The sequence below is a fragment of the Novosphingobium barchaimii LL02 genome (genome assembly GCF_001046635.1).
Classification (GTDB): Bacteria; Pseudomonadota; Alphaproteobacteria; order Sphingomonadales; family Sphingomonadaceae; genus Novosphingobium; species Novosphingobium barchaimii.
Genome location: NZ_KQ130454.1, coordinates 69,278 through 86,535, shown reverse-complemented (window position 1 = coordinate 86,535; position 17,258 = coordinate 69,278). Strand labels below are relative to the sequence as shown.

Annotated in this window: 13 protein-coding genes; 8 read left to right on the top strand and 5 right to left on the bottom strand. The window is 64.6% G+C overall.

Annotated elements, in window-relative coordinates; genetic code table 11:
- Positions 1-5 precede the first annotated feature (5 nt).
- The 5 genes from V474_RS10905 to V474_RS25570 all read right to left on the bottom strand — a co-directional run bounded on the left by V474_RS10905 (position 6) and on the right by V474_RS25570 (position 7,048).
- The gene (locus V474_RS10905) at positions 6-1,376 is read right to left on the bottom strand and encodes an ankyrin repeat domain-containing protein (protein ID WP_059151571.1); all 1,371 of its coding nucleotides are present in this window, start codon (positions 1,374-1,376) and stop codon (positions 6-8) included.
- Positions 1,369-2,709, bottom strand: a complete 1,341-nt coding sequence (locus tag V474_RS10900; RefSeq protein ID WP_059151570.1) for a DUF1552 domain-containing protein — start codon at positions 2,707-2,709, stop codon at positions 1,369-1,371. The genes V474_RS10905 and V474_RS10900 overlap by 8 nt, the downstream gene beginning before the upstream one ends.
- Positions 2,706-5,207, bottom strand: a complete 2,502-nt coding sequence (locus tag V474_RS10895) for a DUF1592 domain-containing protein (RefSeq protein ID WP_059151569.1) — start codon at positions 5,205-5,207, stop codon at positions 2,706-2,708. The genes V474_RS10900 and V474_RS10895 overlap by 4 nt, the downstream gene beginning before the upstream one ends.
- Positions 5,208-5,553: 346 nt before the next feature.
- Positions 5,554-6,705, bottom strand: a complete 1,152-nt coding sequence (locus V474_RS10890; protein WP_059151568.1) for a cupin domain-containing protein — start codon at positions 6,703-6,705, stop codon at positions 5,554-5,556.
- A 133-nt stretch (positions 6,706-6,838) separates the two neighbouring features.
- On the bottom strand, positions 6,839-7,048 hold the full coding sequence (locus V474_RS25570) for a hypothetical protein (RefSeq protein ID WP_148649366.1): 210 nt from the start codon (positions 7,046-7,048) through the stop codon (positions 6,839-6,841).
- 19 nt (positions 7,049-7,067) lie between these two features.
- Here V474_RS25570 and V474_RS10885 point away from each other — a divergent pair, with 19 nt between their 5' ends.
- From V474_RS10885 to V474_RS10850, 8 genes are all read left to right on the top strand, one after another.
- Positions 7,068-8,132, top strand: a complete 1,065-nt coding sequence (locus tag V474_RS10885; RefSeq protein ID WP_059151567.1) for an aromatic ring-hydroxylating oxygenase subunit alpha — start codon at positions 7,068-7,070, stop codon at positions 8,130-8,132.
- A gap of 88 nt (positions 8,133-8,220) precedes the next feature.
- A complete protein-coding gene (gene nhaA / locus V474_RS10880; RefSeq protein ID WP_148649365.1) occupies positions 8,221-9,399 on the top strand; it encodes a Na+/H+ antiporter NhaA in 1,179 nt (392 codons plus the stop codon).
- An 80-nt stretch (positions 9,400-9,479) separates the two neighbouring features.
- Positions 9,480-9,974: a hypothetical protein gene (locus V474_RS10875; protein ID WP_059151566.1), complete on the top strand. Its 495-nt coding sequence runs from the start codon at positions 9,480-9,482 to the stop codon at positions 9,972-9,974.
- 155 nt (positions 9,975-10,129) lie between these two features.
- Positions 10,130-10,822, top strand: a complete 693-nt coding sequence (locus V474_RS10870; protein WP_059151565.1) for a YitT family protein — start codon at positions 10,130-10,132, stop codon at positions 10,820-10,822.
- A gap of 99 nt (positions 10,823-10,921) precedes the next feature.
- Positions 10,922-11,464 carry an RNA polymerase sigma factor gene (locus tag V474_RS10865; RefSeq protein ID WP_169795060.1) on the top strand — a complete coding sequence of 181 codons (543 nt, stop codon included), beginning with the start codon at positions 10,922-10,924 and terminating at the stop codon, positions 11,462-11,464.
- Positions 11,464-12,447, top strand: a complete 984-nt coding sequence (locus tag V474_RS10860; RefSeq protein ID WP_059151563.1) for a FecR family protein — start codon at positions 11,464-11,466, stop codon at positions 12,445-12,447. The genes V474_RS10865 and V474_RS10860 overlap by 1 nt, the downstream gene beginning before the upstream one ends.
- A gap of 218 nt (positions 12,448-12,665) precedes the next feature.
- A complete protein-coding gene (locus tag V474_RS10855; RefSeq protein WP_082699743.1) occupies positions 12,666-15,890 on the top strand; it encodes a TonB-dependent receptor in 3,225 nt (1,074 codons plus the stop codon).
- A 10-nt stretch (positions 15,891-15,900) separates the two neighbouring features.
- Positions 15,901-17,172, top strand: a complete 1,272-nt coding sequence (locus V474_RS10850; RefSeq protein ID WP_059151562.1) for a purple acid phosphatase family protein — start codon at positions 15,901-15,903, stop codon at positions 17,170-17,172.
- Positions 17,173-17,258 lie beyond the last annotated feature (86 nt).

Genomic DNA, 17,258 nt, shown 5'->3' with positions numbered 1-17,258 from the left:
GTGAATCAAGGATGGGCACTCGCTACCACGGGTGTGCCTTTTTGACCAAAGACTTGATCGTAGACTGCTTTTACCGTCGCAAGTCCGCCCTCGGCCATCTGCGCGGGGGTGGTGCCGCGCTGGTTGGCGATGTCCTGGCGGGCGCCGTGGGCCGCCAGAACGCGGAGCATCGGGGCAAGCTCACCATGCATTCCGCCGTCCAGCACCAGATGCAGCGCGGTTACTCCCTTGCCGTTGGCGACGTTGGCATTGGGGGCCAGCGCCAGTGCTTCCTCCAACGCAGCGGCGCTGCGGCCGGAAGCGGCGGCGAGGACCACGTTGACGCCGTTATCTGCGACAAAGGCCGGATTCGCCCCGCCCGCGACAAGGCGCTTCATCACCGCGACATGCCCGTGCTGGGCGGCGATCAGGAGGGGCGGCGTTGGCGGTACTGGCGCAGGCGGCATGCCGAAATTGGCCTCCGTCACCCACTTGATGCGCGAGGGGCCGGTCAGGCCATTGGCGTTCGCACCCTTGGCCAGCAGCAGCGAAACGAGCGCGTCGTCCCCTCCGGCTGCGGCGGCGTGGAGGGGCTGTTCGCCGTTGCGGTCGTGCTCGGCGAAAGCCGCCGGGGCGACGAGGCCGCGCTCCGCCAGGAATTCGGCGGCGCGCCAGTTCTTCTGGTATAGCGCCAACTGCACGGCGCTGGTGTTCTCCGGCCCGCGATGGGCGGCGTCGGCCCCGGTTTCGAGCAGTGCGCGCGTGGCATCCCCCGAACCGCTGGTGATCGCGAAGAAAAGCGGGGTGAAGCCCTCCGCAGTGATACGGTTCACCTTCGCGCCCGCCTTGAGCAGATGTGCTATAGCGTCGACATTGCCGGATGAGGCCGCCCACATCAGCGGTGTCTGCCCGCGCGTGTCGGGGGCATCTGCCTTTGCGCCCATGGACAACATGCGCGCGGTCGTCTCCGCACTGGAGAAGCGGGCACACACGGCAAGCGGGGTGCTGCCGTCCGGCCCTGCCTCGCGCACATCGGCCCGGGCATCCAGCAGCTGACCGACGATCGCCCCGCTGCCGCGCTCACAGGCGAGGGCGAGGGGGGTGAGGCCTTCGGCATCGGCGGTGTTAGGCTTTGCGCCACGCTTCAGCAGCAGCGCCACCATGGCCGGCTCCTGCGTTTCGATGGCGCGGGCGAGCGGGCTTTCGCCGTAGGCCAGCGGCTGGCTGGGGCTGGTCCCGGAATCAAGCGCAAAGCGGGCGCCGGGAATGTCGCCAGCGGTGATGGCCCGCGCCAGCGCATCGGTATCGGTATCGGCGTGCGCATAAGCCGTGCCGGGAAGTGCGAGCAATGCAGCCAGCAACATCCGGGACAACGGATGGACGCCGCCCTCACGCATCGGTCAGTTCCCGCAGCGGCGCGGTGCTGTCTCCGAACGAGGCCACCCGCACGTCCAGCGCGTTCAGTCCGGCGAGCATCAGGTTCGACATCGTCGTCCCCTTTTCGACCCGGACGTGCCGTCCGCCCTTCACAAGGCCGCCCGCAACCATAATGGGCAGGTCCATGTAATCATGCTCGTTGGAATCGCCGAAGGCAGACCCCCGGATCACCAGAGTCCTGTCGAGCAGCGAGCCTTCGCCGTCGCGGACCTCCTTCATGCGCTGGAGATAATAGGCGAAAAATTCCATGTGATAGCGGTTGATCTTCGCCAGCTGGGCCATCTTCTCGGGGTTGTTGCCGTGGTGGCTGAGCATGTGGTGCGAATCCGGCACGCCGATTTCGGGATAGGTGCGGTTGCTCAGTTCCCGCCCGATCATGAAGGTGCCCACACGGGTGATGTCGGCCTGCATGGCAAGGACCTGCAGGTCGATCATCAGCTTCACATGCTCGGCGAAGTCGGCCGGAATGCCGGCGGGCTGCTGCATCGACGCGGCCTGGCCCGTGGCCGGCGAGGAGGCGCTGCGCTGAATGCGTTTCTCGATCGCGCGGGTCGCATCGAGATATTCGTCGAGCTTGCGCCGATCCTCCATGCCGAGCTGGGTGGAGAGGCGGCGGGTGTCCTCCATTACGAAGTCCAGGATGGAGGACTGGCGGCGCAGCTGGGCGAGGCGCCCGGCCTCGTCGCTGACATCGCCGTCGCCAAACAGGCGTTCGAAGACGGCGCGGGGGTTGGCCTCTACCGGCAGCGGCACGGACGGCGTCAGCCATGAGATGCCGTTGGTATAGGCGCAGGAATAGTTGATGTCGCACGAACCGAGCAGGCTGGCCTGATCGATACCCAGTTCCAGCGAGGTGAGCTGGGTGGCATCGCCGAGGTGCCCCGCAAACACCTGGTCCATTGATACACCGGCGCGGATGTCCGGGCCTTCGGTCTGCTTGACGTGGGTGCCGGTCAGGAACGCAGGGCACGAGCGGCCGTGGCCGGCGGGGCGGTCGCCCATGGCAGCGGCCTGCGGATGACCGAGGCCGCTGATAACGGTGATGTCGGCGCGGTGCGGTGCAAGCGGCTCCAGCGTTGGCGGGAGGGCGAAATCGGCGCCGGTGCCGGTAGGCTGGAAGCCGGGCATGGTCATGCCGTTGGGTGAATAGAACACCTGAAGGCGCTTAGGCCGCGAGGCCACGTCGGCGGCGCGCGCGCTGGGCATCATCGCTTCGAGGAAGGGCAGCGCCATCGCGGCACCGGCTCCGCGCAGCAGGGTGCGGCGGGAAAGGGCAGTGCGGATCACTCTCACTTCAGGATCCTCCTTTGATTTGCGCCGAAATAGGCTGTCTTGAAGCGATCCGGCACGCGGCGAAGGGTGAAGGCGGGGCTGGCGGCGATGCCCTGGATCACGCTCTGGATGCGGTACTGATCGGCTGCGGCGTCCGCCGAGATGGCGCGGACCGAGGGCATGTCGTTGGCTGTGAGGCCGCGGGCCAGGGCATACGTCATCAGCCGCTCGGTGAAGGCGCGGGTGAATTCGTCCTTGCGGTCCATGAGGATGGACTGGAGGCCGCCGATGCCTTCGAATTTCGCGCCGTCCGGCATGGTCGCGGCGGCATCGATTGGCTGGCCGGCATCCACCATGCGCCAGGCACCGACCGCATCGAAGTTCTCCAGAGAGAAGCCGAGCGGGTCCATCTTGACGTGGCAGGCCGCGCAAGTGGGGTTGATCCGGTGCATTTCGAGCTGCTGGCGGGCGGTCAGCATGCGGCCGTCATGCTCGGTCTTTAGCGCGGGAATGTCTGGCGGCGGGGGCGGGGGCGCTGCGGCAAGCATGTTGTCGAGGATCCACTTGCCGCGCTTCACCACCGAGGTGTGGTTGCCATAGGACGTCACGGTGAGGATGCTGGCCTGACCCAGAAGGCCGCCCCGATGCCATGCGGGGTCAAGGCTGACGCGGCGGAACGCCGGGCCGGACACGCCGGGGATGCCATAGTGCTGGGCCAGGCGCTGGTTAAGGAAGGTATAGTCGGCCGAGATGAAGTCCAGCAGGGGACGGTTTGCGCGCAGGACATCGGTGAAGAACATCTCGGTCTCGGTCGCCATCGCCGCTTTGAGGCGGGTGTCGAACTGGGGGAAGACGTCGATGTCGGGGCGCTGCTGGTCGAGGTTGCGTAGGTACAGCCACTGGCCGGCGAAGTTCGTCGTCAGGGCTTTAGCGCGCGGATCGGCCAGCATTCGGGCAATTTCGGCGTTGCGCACGGCGGGCTGGGACAGCTTGCCTTGCTCGGCAAGGGTCAGCAGGCGTTCGTCGGGGATCGAACTCCACAGGAACAGCGACAGGCGCGTGGCCAGTTCGAGGTCCGAGACGCGCGCGACGCTGCCGGGCATCGCGCCTTGCGGATCGCGCTCCACCACGAAGAGGAACTCGGGCGAGACCAGCATCGCTTCCAGTGCCGCCTCAATGCCCTGTTCGAAGTCCGAGGCTTTGCGCTCGGCGGCGTAGATCCGCATCAGCGGCGCGATGTCGAACCCGCCGACAGGGCGGCGCCACGCGCGGCGGGCAAGGGCGGAGACGATGCGGGCGGCGCAGGCTTCCTCCTCGCTCGCCTTGCGCGGCTTGCACAAGTACACAGCGCGGCGGCTGGGGGTGTCGGGAATGCCGGCGGCGTTGAACGGGCCGGCAACGTCGACCTGCAGCACGTCGCGCGGAAAGTTTTGCTGCGAGTAGCGCTGATGCATCCGGTAGCTGGGTACGTTCAGCGTCTTCGCCAGCTTGCCGTCCACCCACACGTCAAGCGGGAGCATCCGGGGCGCCTCAAGGGGCATGGGCACCTTGTCGGTATCGTTGTGCAACACCTGAACCGCCTCGGATGGTGCCACTGTGCGGCGGAACGAGAGCGCGACGAGGTGTGAGCCCGCCTTCATCGGCACTCGCAGCGAGACCCTGTCTTCGACCATGCGGTCGGTCTCGTTGTTGCTGTTGGAATTGAGCCAGGCGGCGATTTCGTATTCACCGTCGTGGCGGGCGTAATATCGGTGTGCGTATCCCCCGCGCGAGGCAAGCGGGAGGTCGGCACCGGCGCGTTCGTTCCACGCGGGCACGCCCGAATTCTGCACCGAGCCATCCTTGGGAACCTGCCAGGTGGTGACAATCTCGCGCCGGCTGGTGAGGCCGGTGGCGAGGCGGCCGACCTTGCCGGCGACCGCGACATAGCGCTCCATCAGCGTGGGCGAGACGCTCAGCACGTCGGAGATGTTATCGAACCCGAAGCCCGAGTTGTCGGCGGGAAGCTCGCGGCTGAAATCGACATCGAGGGAAAGCAGATCGCGCACCGCGTTGGCGTATTCGACGCGGTTGAGGCGGCGGATCGCTGCTTGGCCGGGATCGGGATTGGCGGCAAGGTAGCCGGCGCGCGAGGTGTCCAGCCAGTTGACGAAGGCGGCGCGCATGTCGGGGGCGGGCTGGGCCTTGCCGTGAGGGGGCATTTCGCCGGCAGCGACGCGGCGCAGGATCTTCTCCCACTCTGCACCATGGCGGCCGGTGCGCAAGTCGTCGGCCTTGAGGTCTTCCACCGAAAGGCCAGCGACGTTGTCAATGTCGTTGTGGCAGCGCGAGCAGTATTCGCCCAGCATCGGTTCCACGAAGGCGGCCTGCTGCATGGGGGTCATGCCGGCCTGTGCGTTGGTTCGCGAGGCGCTTTCAGTCGGCCCGTCCTGCGTGGCGGCATAGAGAGTGGCTGCGGTGACCAGCGCGCTCAGCGCAAGGGCGCCTTGAGCCAGACTGAAATGCCTTGAAAGGCTCATGATGTATGCCCGACCCCGTTTCCGGCCTGCGCGTGCGCAATTCCGGCTTGCCCTGTCCCGTTGTGGCGGGGCTGCTGTCGGGATTTTGGACTATCGAGCGGGGGTGTTGCCGTCCATTGCCATTAAATGGACGAGGTGCTGCGTTTATTAGAGCGGGGCCGGCATCGCGCGCTGAGTGAAGGCGTCCTCCTTGTTTCCCAAACCGATCGACATCGAAATGAAACGGGAGCTTTGGGCTTACTCTACGGGATGTGAAGGATCGACACGCGACGAGATCACCGGATAGCTGCGCCCATGCTTGCGTGCATGGGCATTGACTGCCGGGGAGATCGAAAAGTGCTGGATTTCAGTCCTCGTCAACGATCTCAATACTGCCGAGGTTGAGCAGCGCCACGATGACGGCGACCGTCGACGGGGATTTGAGGTCATCGGGACCGACCGTGATCTCATCAATTGCGCACAGGCGTTCGGCGAACAGGGCACACTCGCCCGCGCAAGGGTACGAATGGCCATCGACGAACAACACCACCGACCCGGCGCTCTCGCGGACGAAGGAAAATCGGCTGGCGGGGTTGCGGGTCAGGAAAACCGGAGCGGAAACCAGCGCGTGAAGATCGGCGGCATCGATGGGAACTTCCGGCGCCCAGTCGATATCGAGGTTCTTGGGCATCGAGTTGTACTGGCCGAACCACCGTGCGAACGCCTCGCGGTCCTGAAGTTTCTCGGTGATCATCGCGTGCAGACCGGCGAGCGCTTCAGGCGCGATCTCACCGGGGTTTTTCTGCAAGGCCAAGTCAGGGTCGGCATAGTGGAGGTCGCTATCCGACTGGTCCAGCAGATGCTCCGTCCATTGGACGACCAGTTCATCGCGCGACGGCGCGCGAAAGCCTATGGAGTAGGTCATGCAATCGTCGCCGATGGCAATGCCGTTGTGCGGGATGCCGGGCGGCACGTAAAGGATATCGCCGGGTTCGAGGACCCACTCCTGCGTAGCCTCAAAGCTGGCGAGCAGGCGCAAGTCGTCGTGCGGCAGCAGTTCGGTCCGATCGTCGCACGGTGCGCCAACCTGCCAGCGTCTTTTTCCAAGGCCCTGGATCAGGAATACGTCATACTGATCGAAGTGCGCGCCCACGCCGCCCTGGTCAACGGCGTAGCTCACCATGACGTCGTCGATGCGCCAATTGGGAATGAAGCGAAACGAGTCGAGCAAAGCGCTGACTTCAGGCACGTGATGATCGACCGCCTGGACGAGAAGGGTCCACGGAGCCCCGCCCAGCTCGCCAAAGCGCGTCTCGGCAAAGGGGCCGTGCTCAAGGGCCAGGGCGCCATGATCTTGCGTGATGAGGCGGGATTCGATGCCCTCTTCGCAGGCCAGGCCCGCCAGTTCGTCCGGCTCCAGCGGATTGGTCCACGAGGCCCACGGGTTTTTGATCAGCAGCGGCTTCTTCTGCCAATAGTCGCGCAGAAAAAGGTCGGGCTGGAATTTACTGACTTGCACTGGATCATTGCCTCAAGGAATTCGTAAGCATTCAACGGGCTTGCGAAGGTAACATCGCCTTAGCAGGCGGCGGCTCGTGAAACTGGTCACCTGATTGTGGGGCGCGGCGGAAATTGATGCCGCTCCCGTTGGATCATGGGGGTGCGAATTGCCAGAATAATTCGGGATGGCTGCCGGACGAGCGCCGGCGCATGTCGACGTTTCCGGCAAAAGCGATCGCGCTCCGGGCCTGCGCGATTGGCTCAATTCGAGGGATTTTTCCGTAGCGCTCTAATTTTTGCAACGCGATATGCAAATCATTGCGTTTGATGGAGCGGGTCAAATCAGTCAGCGGTCGTTCCATCGATTGCGAGAGAATAATTATGGCTACTGCACTACTCGTGAACCCTCACGACGAGATCATCCTGCCGCGCGGCTGCACTTTTGAACCTGAGGACTGGGCGATCCTGGCCCGTCACTGGTATCCCGTGGCACTGGCGCGGGAGGTGGGCGATGCGCCTATCGGCACCAGGCTGCTCGACCAGGTCCTCGTCATTTACAAGGCGGACGGCGAAGTGGTCGTCGCGCCCGACATCTGCCCGCATCGCGGCGTGCCGTTGAGCCTTGGAACGCAGGCCGAAGGTGGCGTGGTCTGCGCCTATCACGGCCTGCGCTTCGGGGCCGGGGGGCGCTGCACCCATGTGCCCGCACATCCCGCCAAAGACATCCCCGCGCGCCTGCACCTGAAAACCTTCCCCAGCGTGGAGCGCTATGGCCTGATCTGGACCTGCCTGCTGCCCGATGCGGACGAGCCGGCACAGGGCGCCATCGTCGACATGCCGCACTGGGACGAGCCGGCTTTCCAGCAGATCGTCTGCCCCTGGATCGATATCAACGGTTTCGCCGGGCGCCAGATGGAGGGTTTCCTCGATGTCGCGCATTTCGCGTTCGTGCACACCGACACGTTCGGCGATGTGAACAATACCGAAGTCCCGGCCTACAAGACGAAAGTGACAGGCTACGGCTTCGATGCCGAATATTGGAGCACGGTCGGCAACTATCCGATCGGGGTCGAAGGCAAGGGCGTGCCGGACTTCGACTGGCTGCGGCATTTCCGCTGCCACCTGCCATTCACCGCCACGCTGGAAATCCATTTCCCCGGCAAGGACCGGCTGGTCATCATGAATGCCGCTTCGCCGGTTTCGGCCCGGGTGACTCGATTGTTCGCACCGATGGCACGCAATTTCGACACCGATCTGCCGGTTCAGGACGTCTACGATTTCAACTTGCGCGTGTTCGAGGAGGACAAGGCGATCGTCGAGGTGCAGATGCCCGAGTGCCTGCCGCTTGATCCGATGATGGAGGCGCATATTCCGGCGGACATGAGTTCGATGACCTATCGACGTGGCCTGAAAGCCATGGGCCTCAGCCGCTTCTTCATATCCTGAACGAACGGCCGCGGGTCCACCGCCTTGCGCTCCGCGCTGGATGCGCCATGAAGCTGTGGCCGCACGACAAAGGGACGCACCAGCCACCATGATGATTTCCAAGCGCCCGCCATCCGCACTGCGCGCATTTCTGCGTAGCGAGGCTTCGGGCGGTATCCTGCTCATGGGGGCTGCGGCTCTGGCGCTTGTCGTCGCCAACAGTCCGCTGGCCGACACGTATTTTCATACCCTGCATCTGATGGCCGGGCCGATGTCGCTGGCGCATTGGATCAACGACGGGCTGATGGCGCTGTTCTTCCTGCTGGTCGGGCTGGAGATCAAGCGTGAGTTCGTCGACGGACATCTCTCCAGTTGGGCGGACCGCGGCCTCCCGGCCATCGCCGCGACGGCCGGCATGATCGTTCCCGCGCTGATCTACCTCGCGATCGCAGGGCCGGTGCCCGGGCTGGCGCGCGGCTGGGCGATCCCGGCGGCTACCGACATCGCCTTTGCCATCGGAGTTATGGCGATACTTGGCAGCCGTGTGCCGGCCTCGCTCAAGCTGTTCCTTACTACCGTCGCCATCGTTGACGACATGGGCGCTGTCGCCGTGATCGCGCTGGCCTATACCAGCGGCATCCACGGCCCGGCGTTGCTGGCTGCTGCAATCATCATGGGCGTGATGTTCGTGCTCAACCGTGTGGGCGTGCAGAAGCTGTGGCCCTACCTCGGCCTTGCCGTACTGCTATGGTTGGCGGTGCTGCTTTCGGGCGTCCACGCGACGATCGCGGGCGTGCTGGCGGCCAGCCTGATCCCGATCCGCGTGACCCCTGGCGCGCCCGACAGCGCGGAATCGCCGCTGCACCGGCTGGAGCACGGCCTGCACAAGTGGGTCGCCTTCGGCATCGTGCCGCTGTTCGGGTTCGCCAATGCCGGTGTCTCGCTGAAGGGGCTGGGCATGGAGCATCTCGTCGCCCCGCTGCCGCTGGGCGTGGCGGGCGGCTTGTTCCTGGGCAAGCAACTGGGTGTGTTCCTGGCCGTGTGGCTCTGCGCGCGTTTCGGCATCGCCCAGCGCCCCGGCGGGGCGACCTGGCTGCAGACTTACGGCATGTGCCTGCTGTGCGGCATCGGCTTCACCATGAGCCTGTTCGTGGGCGGACTGGCGTTCAGCGATCCGCTGCTGATCGACGAAGTGAAGATCGGGGTGCTGGGCGGATCGCTGGTTTCGGCGCTGGCGGGCTACCTGGTCCTGCGCGTCGCGGCCGAGCGCAAGAAAGTCCAGGACTGAGGGGCCCGGGCCGAGGGCGCCGCCTTTGCACATCGGGGATGGGCTGGCCAAGCGGGATCTGTTTGGTTAGCCTCGCTGACATGTCTGCCCGAATCCTGAATTCGACCCTGCTGCCTGCGCTGACCGGCCTGCTGCTTTCCACCATCGCACTGCCGGTCCGCGCCGACGAGGCGGTTACTCCGCCGGCGCCGATCGCAGAGCCCACCCGGGTGCTTGACCGCGCCGGAGAGCAGCGCCTGCTGGCCAACAAGGGCCTGACCCTGCAATGGCTGGACTGGAACACGCGCGGCACCGCTTATGTCCGGCGCGACGGCGACACCCTGCGGCTGCGCGGAGCGCAGGCCCAGGCGGGCGGGCCGGGTCGCCTGTTCCTTGACGGCACGATCAGCGAGGTCGGCGCCGGCTATTTCACCTTCGACGGCACTATCGAGATCACGGACACGCCCGACAAGGGCCGCTCCTGCAAGAAGACCAAGAGCTGGCACTTCGCCGTCACCCAGAACCGCGATTATTACCGCCTGCGCGAGTTTGAATGGTGCGACGGGCTGACGGACTATATTGATATCTATTTCTAAAGCGCGGTAACGAAAATGCGTATCGGCGCATTTTTCGATCAGCCAGGCGCCGCTACACATGCTATGCGCAAAAGCATGACTTCTATTACCATTAATGGTTCGCGGCCTGGGCTGCAGCGCATTCCCGTGCCGCGCTCAAACCGCAGGGGCGCGTGATGGCAACGAGCGAGCGTCCGCACGGCACCTTCGAGGATGCTCTGGCGCTGCTGGTCGGCGGCTTGCTGATCGCGCTGGGTCTTGCGATCCTGAACGCGGCGGGATTGGTGACGGGCGGCATGGCGGGCGTCGCGCTGCTGGTGGGGCATTATCTGCCGCGCGATCTGCAATTCCCTCCGGGCCTGCTCTTCGCGCTGCTGAACCTGCCGTTCCTGGTGCTGGCTTTCCGCGCCATGGGATCGCTTTTCACGCTGCGCACCGTTGCAGGCAGTGCGGCGATAGCGTCATTGTCGATTGCGGTTGGCCATACTTTGGAATTGCAAGTCCGCGATCCGGCCTTGGCCGCCATCGGCGCGGGTTGTCTGCTGGGGATGGGGACACTTGCCTTCGTACGCCACGGGACCGGCGTGGGCGGCATCGGCGTCGTCACAGTGTGGCTCAGCCGCAAGCGGGGGTGGAACATCGGCCGCACCCAGTTGTCGATCGACATCGTGATCCTCGCCGCCGCCGCCGCGATGATGCCGCTGGTCAGCGTGGCTTGGTCGACCCTAAGCGCTGGTTCGATGGGGCTGGTCACGGGACTGTGGCTGCGTCCGGGCCGTTACGCAGGGTTTTCGCCGTACACGGTGGATCGCGGCCGGTTGAAAGAGGCCTTGAAAAGATCGCGGCGTGGCCCGGAAGACGCATCGTAAGCCCCCCGCGCTGTTCAAATGCATCCTGCGGGGCCGCTATCGTGAAACTGTCATGAGCTGTCATTAACCAGCGCGGCTTTCCGGGGTTTGGGGGTTCGCGTGCTGTCGTCGATCAGAGATTTGGAGGCGACGCCCGGAACTGTGCCGCGCGAGGACGGGTGGGACGCGGTGCAGACCGCTGTTCAGCGCTATGTTCGGAGTCGTAGCGGGCGCCACGACATCGCGGACGACATCGCGCAAGAGACCGTCGCCCGGCTGGTCGAACTGGGACGAATGCAGCAGATCGGCAGCATTTTCGCGCTGGCTTTCCGCATTGCCGACAACTTGCTCACCGACATGCACCGCCGCGAACGGCGTCTCTCCGACGAGGTGGACGATGAGTGGCAGAGCGAGGAACCGTCGATGGACCGGGTGCTCGATTCCCGCCGCGCGGTCGACGTGTTCAACCGCTGCCTGCGGCGGATGCCGCCTTTACGGCGCGAGGTCCTGATCCGGCGGCGCCTCAACCAGGAAAGCTGCCGTTCCATCGGCGAAGACCTTGCGATCAGCGCCAAGGCCGTCGAAAAGCATATCACGCGCGGAATGATTGACTTGCGCAAGGCGCTTGAACTGGCCGGCGTCGATCTGGTGGGGCACGACTGATGGGCAGCGAATTCCACGATATCGACTGGCAGGCCGCCCGCTGGATCGACCGCATGAGCCGGCCTGTGCAGGACGCCGAGATGGCGGCCGAGTTCGACCGCTGGATCCTGAAGGACCCGCGCCATGTCGAAGCCTATGCCCGGCTAAGTGCTATCTGGCAGTCGGAAGGGCTGCATTGCGCCCTCAAGGGCAGCGGCGAGACGCTTGTGGCTGCGAACGAGCCTGTCGCCTCGAACGATGACGACTGCCGACCGGGCCATGCATGGCGGCAGGTTTTCGCAAGCCGCCGGGCAGGGCTGGGTGTTGCCGTGATGGCACTCGTGCTGGCTATGGTCCTTGCGCCGCGCCTGATGGTGGAGGAAGCCGCCTTCGCAACGCCGCGCGGAGCGACGCGGATTGTAGCCCTGTCGGACGGTTCGACGATCCGCATGAACGGCGCCACGCGCATTGCGGTGCGGATCACGCCATGGTCGCGCCATGTCGCGCTGGAAGCTGGCGAGGCGTTCTTCGACGTTGCGCATGAACGGCTGCGCGGCTTCTCGGTCGATACCGGCGGCGCCAGCGTTTCGGTGCTTGGCACGGCTTTCGACGTCGACCGGCTCGACGATGACACCCATGTCGTGCAGGTCTATCGCGGGCTGGTCAGCGTGGATGCAGGGGCCGGTCGTCAATGGCGCCTGCCGGCGGGCAGCGGCCTTGAAGTATCGGGTGAGCGGGTGCGCAGCTTGCGCGGCGTAACCGGGCAGCGCCCCGGTTGGACCAAGGGATGGTACGAGGCGAACGACACGCCGGTGCTGCAACTTGTCCAGCGGCTGAACCGCACGTCCGCCCGGCCTGTGGTACTGTCCGATCCGGCGCTGGGCGAACTGCTGGTGACCGGCCGCTTCCAGACCGACCGTCCGGCGGACGTGCTCGACGCGATCGCGGCGATCCACGATCTACGCTGGCGGGAAAAGGGCGGCCGCTACGTGCTGTCGCGTTAAGAGACCGTTTGAAAATGCGCAGAAGAGCGCATTTTGAATGCGGCACCAGCCCACTCTCGAACGGTCTATGAGGCGGCTTTGCCGAACCGGAGCGGATCGCGAGTGTCACAAGAAATTCATCAATAATACACGGAAATGTAAGAAAAAATATTTGTCGGGTTTGGGAACTGAACTCCGTCTGCCCCATGATCGGTTTATGAATTAGGGGTAATTCTTATATGTTTCGTCTGACCAAGCCTGTCGCCCGTGCCTCGGCACTGGCGATTGCTTTTGCGACGCTTGCCGGGGGTATGGCCGCGTCGCCGCAGGCTCATGCCGCTGCCGAGCGCAGCTTCGCTTTTTCCATTCCCGCGCAGGACCTGGCGCGCGCTCTGCAGCAATATTCGCGTGTTACCGGCGTAGCCGTCGCGGCTTCGCCCGAGGCGCTGCGCGGTCGGCGTAGCCAGGCGGTATCGGGCACGATGTCGGCCGAGCGGGCGCTTATCCAGCTTGTGGGCGGCGCCAATGTCGATACGCAGCGCCGGGGCAGCACGATCATCGTCAAGCCTCTGGCCGCCAAAGCCCGGCCCGCCGCGATGAGCGCCGAAGCGCCGCGATCCGACAAGCGCCCCAAGGCCCGCGCGGCCCGTAATGCCGAAGTTGCCGAGGAGATCGCCGAGGGCGAGATCGTCGTTACCGGCTACGTTGCGGCGGTGCAGCGTTCGCTGGAGACCAAGCGCAAGAGCGACATGGTCTCGGACAGCATCACCGCCGACGACATGGGCAAGCTGCCCGCCAACAACGTGTCGGAAGCGCTTGCGCGCCTCCCTGGCGTCAACGCGGTGCGCAGCGCCAGCACCGGCGAGGGCGACCGCATCACGGTGCGCGGCCTTTCCACCGAACTGAACAACTACTCGATCAACGGCGTGCGTCTGGGCGGCGCGGGGTCGCGCGACAACAACTTCTATCGCGGTGTGCGCCTTTCCGTCCTGCCGCCTGACGGGATCAAGCAGATCACCGTCTACAAGACCCTGACGCCCGACCGCGACGGCGACGCACTGGGCGGCTCGATCGACATTTCCACGCCGACGGCCTTCGATCAGGACCCTACCTACTTTCGTCTGTCCGGCGAAGGCGGCATGCTCGACAAGTTCGACCACCGTAAATACGGTCAGCTTTCTGGTGCCTTCTCGCGCCAGTTCAGCGACAACTTCGGCATCTTCGTGTCGGGCAGCTACAGCCGCCGCAAGTCGCAATTCGAGAAGAACGGCGTGGACGGCGATAACCAGCCCGACACATGGTATTCGGACAGCCAGACGCTGGGCTGGGACCCCGACCACTTCGTGATGCGCGGCATGGACCTGGGCTTCGGCGAGACCGACGTGAAGCGCTGGGGCGGCAACACCAGCCTGGACTATCGCTCGGACAACCACGATTTCCACGTTCGCGGGCAGTACAACCAGTATCAAAAGAAGGAATTCCTCAACCGGCTGAACTTCCGCAACGACACCAGCCAAAATTCGGCGCGCCTGTCGCAAGTCAATGCCGACGATACCAGCCTGGGTCAGCCCGATGACAACATCATCGGTCAGGACGCCAAGCTGGGCAATATCTACGGCTATACCGTGGGCCAGATCGTCGACCGGGACGGCGATGGCCGGATTACCGACGCAGACCGTTCGGCCAAGTCGTTCTACACGCTCAACGGCGGATCGGGCACCTGGGACCCGCAGGGCTTCCGCCTGCGTCGGTTCTGGGAAGCGACCAATGAAACCGGCAACCTGGCTTCCGCCAATGTGGGCGGCGTGTCGCGGCTAGGCACGGTGACGATCGACTATGACGTCTCCTACTCGCAGTCGAAGGACAACCTCGACGACGGCTACACCATGGAGTTCCGCAGCGACAAGTACGGTTGGCTGGGCAACGAGGGCGTGTACTTCGACAGTTCAGCGGACGCGCGTTTCCCCAAATGGCTGCTCACCGATGCCGGCATGGCGGGTGTGCAGGACCCGTCGCAATATGCCTTCAGCAGTCTTGAAGGCGAAGTGGGCGGCAGCAGCGAGAAGCTGTGGCAGGCCCAGTTCAACGTAACGTGGAAGCCGGACATTGCGTGGCTGGATTCGATCAAGACCGGCGGCAAGTTCTACGATTCGCAGCGCCGCACTTATCAGGGGTCGTTCCTCAACCTCGATGCGGACGGCACCCTTGCCGATTTCTCCGACTTCTACGGCAAGGACGTGACCAGCCTGTTCGGCGGCGCCTATTCCGGCGAATACCAGCTGGGCACTACCATCGATAACGAGAAGATGCTGGCCGAGCTGCAAGGCGCCAAGGACGGCAACAGCACGATCTTTGACGGTTTCGCGGTCGATCCCTCGAAAGCCACGCTGTCCGACGAGGACAGCTTCCGCTTCAACGAGCGGGTGGTCTCCGGCTATGCGATGGCCACAGCGCGCTTCGGCAAGGCGCAGGTCATCGCCGGCGTCCGCGTCGAAACCACGCGCAACAAGATCGAGGCATACAACCTCGATCAGGTGCTGGGCATGCGCTACACCACCGACCGTTCCAGCTTCACCAATGTGCTGCCCTCGGTCCACGTCAACTACGACTTCGACAACCGTACCAAGCTGCGCGGCGCGGTGTGGACCAGCTTCGCCCGTCCCGATATCGCCCGCATGAGTTCCGCGCGCGAATATGCCTACGATGTCGATCCCGATGGCGACGGCACGCAGAACCCCACCTCCGACTGGGTGCTACTGGCGATCCAGCAGGGTAACCCGAACCTCAAGCCGATGCGTTCGGTCAACCTGGACATGTCGCTGGAGCATTATGCCGGCAACAGCGGGGCCTATTCGGTCGCGCTGTTCTACAAGCACATCACCAACTTCCTGTTCCGCTCCTCGTCCAGCAACATCCGCGACGGAACGCTGGGTGAGAACGTAGACCCTTCCGGCGTGGCGATTTCCATGCCCAACAACGGCAAGTGGGCGGAAGTCTACGGCGTGGAAGTGAGCGTCCAGCAGCAGCTCCACTGGCTGCCCGGCCTGCTTGGCGGACTGGGTGTGGGCGGAAACGTGACCATGCAACGATCCAAGGCGGTGACCGGCCTATCGTGGCACCCGGAAGGCTACACCCTGCCGCTGATGGAAACGCCGGACAACATCGTCAACCTCCAGCTGTTCTGGGAGCACAAGGGCTTCGAAATCTACGGCGCCTGGAACTACCAGTCCAAGTTCATGGGCGGCATCAACGACTTCGGCAATAACCCGTATGAGCAGGCCTATAGCTTCGTCGACCTGACGTTTCGCAAGACCTTCCTCAAGAAGTCGTCGGTGCAGCTTCAGGTCCAGAACCTCTTCGATGCGCATACGTACTGGGAAACCGTGTCATCGGGGCAAGGCGCCAGCCGGGGCTACGTGAAGAACGGGCGGACCATTTCGGTCGGCTTCAACGCGATCTTCTAAGGGAATTGATATGAAGACGATCCTTGCCGGCGCCCTGCTTCTGGGCGCTGCTTTTCCCTTCGCAGCGGTGGGGGCGGCTGATGCCCCCGCCGCCCCGGCCCCGCTCGCCCCGGCAAGCGTGACGCCGGAGCGAGTCATCCTCAACCTCACCGCCGACCCGGCGACCGAGATGGCCGTGACCTGGCGTTCGGCGCCGGGGCTGGCCGGACAGGTGGAATATGCCAAGGCCACCAGCAGCCCGGACTTCGTGAAGTCGCCCATGACGCTGGCCGCCGTGACCGACGATGCCATGCTGGCCGTACGCGAGGACCCGGCGTTTCGCGCCGCCTACCACTCCGCCGTGCTCAAGGGGCTGGAGCCGGACACCGTCTACGCTTACCGCGTGGGCGACGGCACGCACTGGTCCGAGTGGCTGCAGTTCCACACCGCAGCAAAGACGAACGCGTCGTTCCGCTTCATCTACATGGGCGACATGCAAAACCAGATCCTGTCCGAAGCCTCGCGCACCTTGCGCATGGCTTTCCGGCACGCAGGGGACGCGGCCTTCGTGATCCACGCGGGCGATCTCATCAACAAGCACGACAGCGATGCCGAATGGGGCGAATGGTTCGCCTCGGGCGGGTTCCTGTATGGCCAGACGCCGCAGATGCCGACGCCGGGCAACCACGAATACGTCAAGGACGAGAAGGCCCGCGCCGGTTCGTCCATCAACGGCCAGTGGCGCCGCCAGTTCACCCTGCCGGAAAACGGCCCGGTGGACGTGCCCGCCAGCCGCGAGACGAACTGGTATACCGACTACCAGGGCCTGCGCCTGATCTCGATCGATTCGATGCAGGTCGACCGCGATCCCGTCGCACAGAAGGCGATCGTGAAGTGGCTGGACGGCCTGCTGGCAAAGAACCCCAGCCGCTGGACGGTATTGTTCCTGCACTTCCCGCTGTTCTCAAGCGAGCCGGGCCGCGACAACCCCAAGGTCCGCGCGGCGCTGAAACCGCTGATCGACAAGTACAAGGTCGACCTCGTCCTGCAGGGCCACGACCATGGCTATGCACGCGGCGCGATCGGCCCGGACGGTCCCACCACGGACGATGCCGGTTCGACATACGCCGTCTCGGTGGCGGGGCCGAAGATGTACGATGTTGGCTCGCTGCCCTGGGCGAAAAAATCGGCCTCGCGCACGCAGGCGTATCAGGTGATCGACGTGGACCAGCAGAAGCTGATCTACCGCGCTTTCACCGCGACGGGCGAGGCGCTTGATGAAGTGACAGTGACCAAGCACTGATCGCCGGGTTAAGGCTGCACTCTCCTTTCGCGAGCAGTGCAGTCGCGGGCCAATCCGGGGTGGTGCGACCACCCCGGATTGGCCCG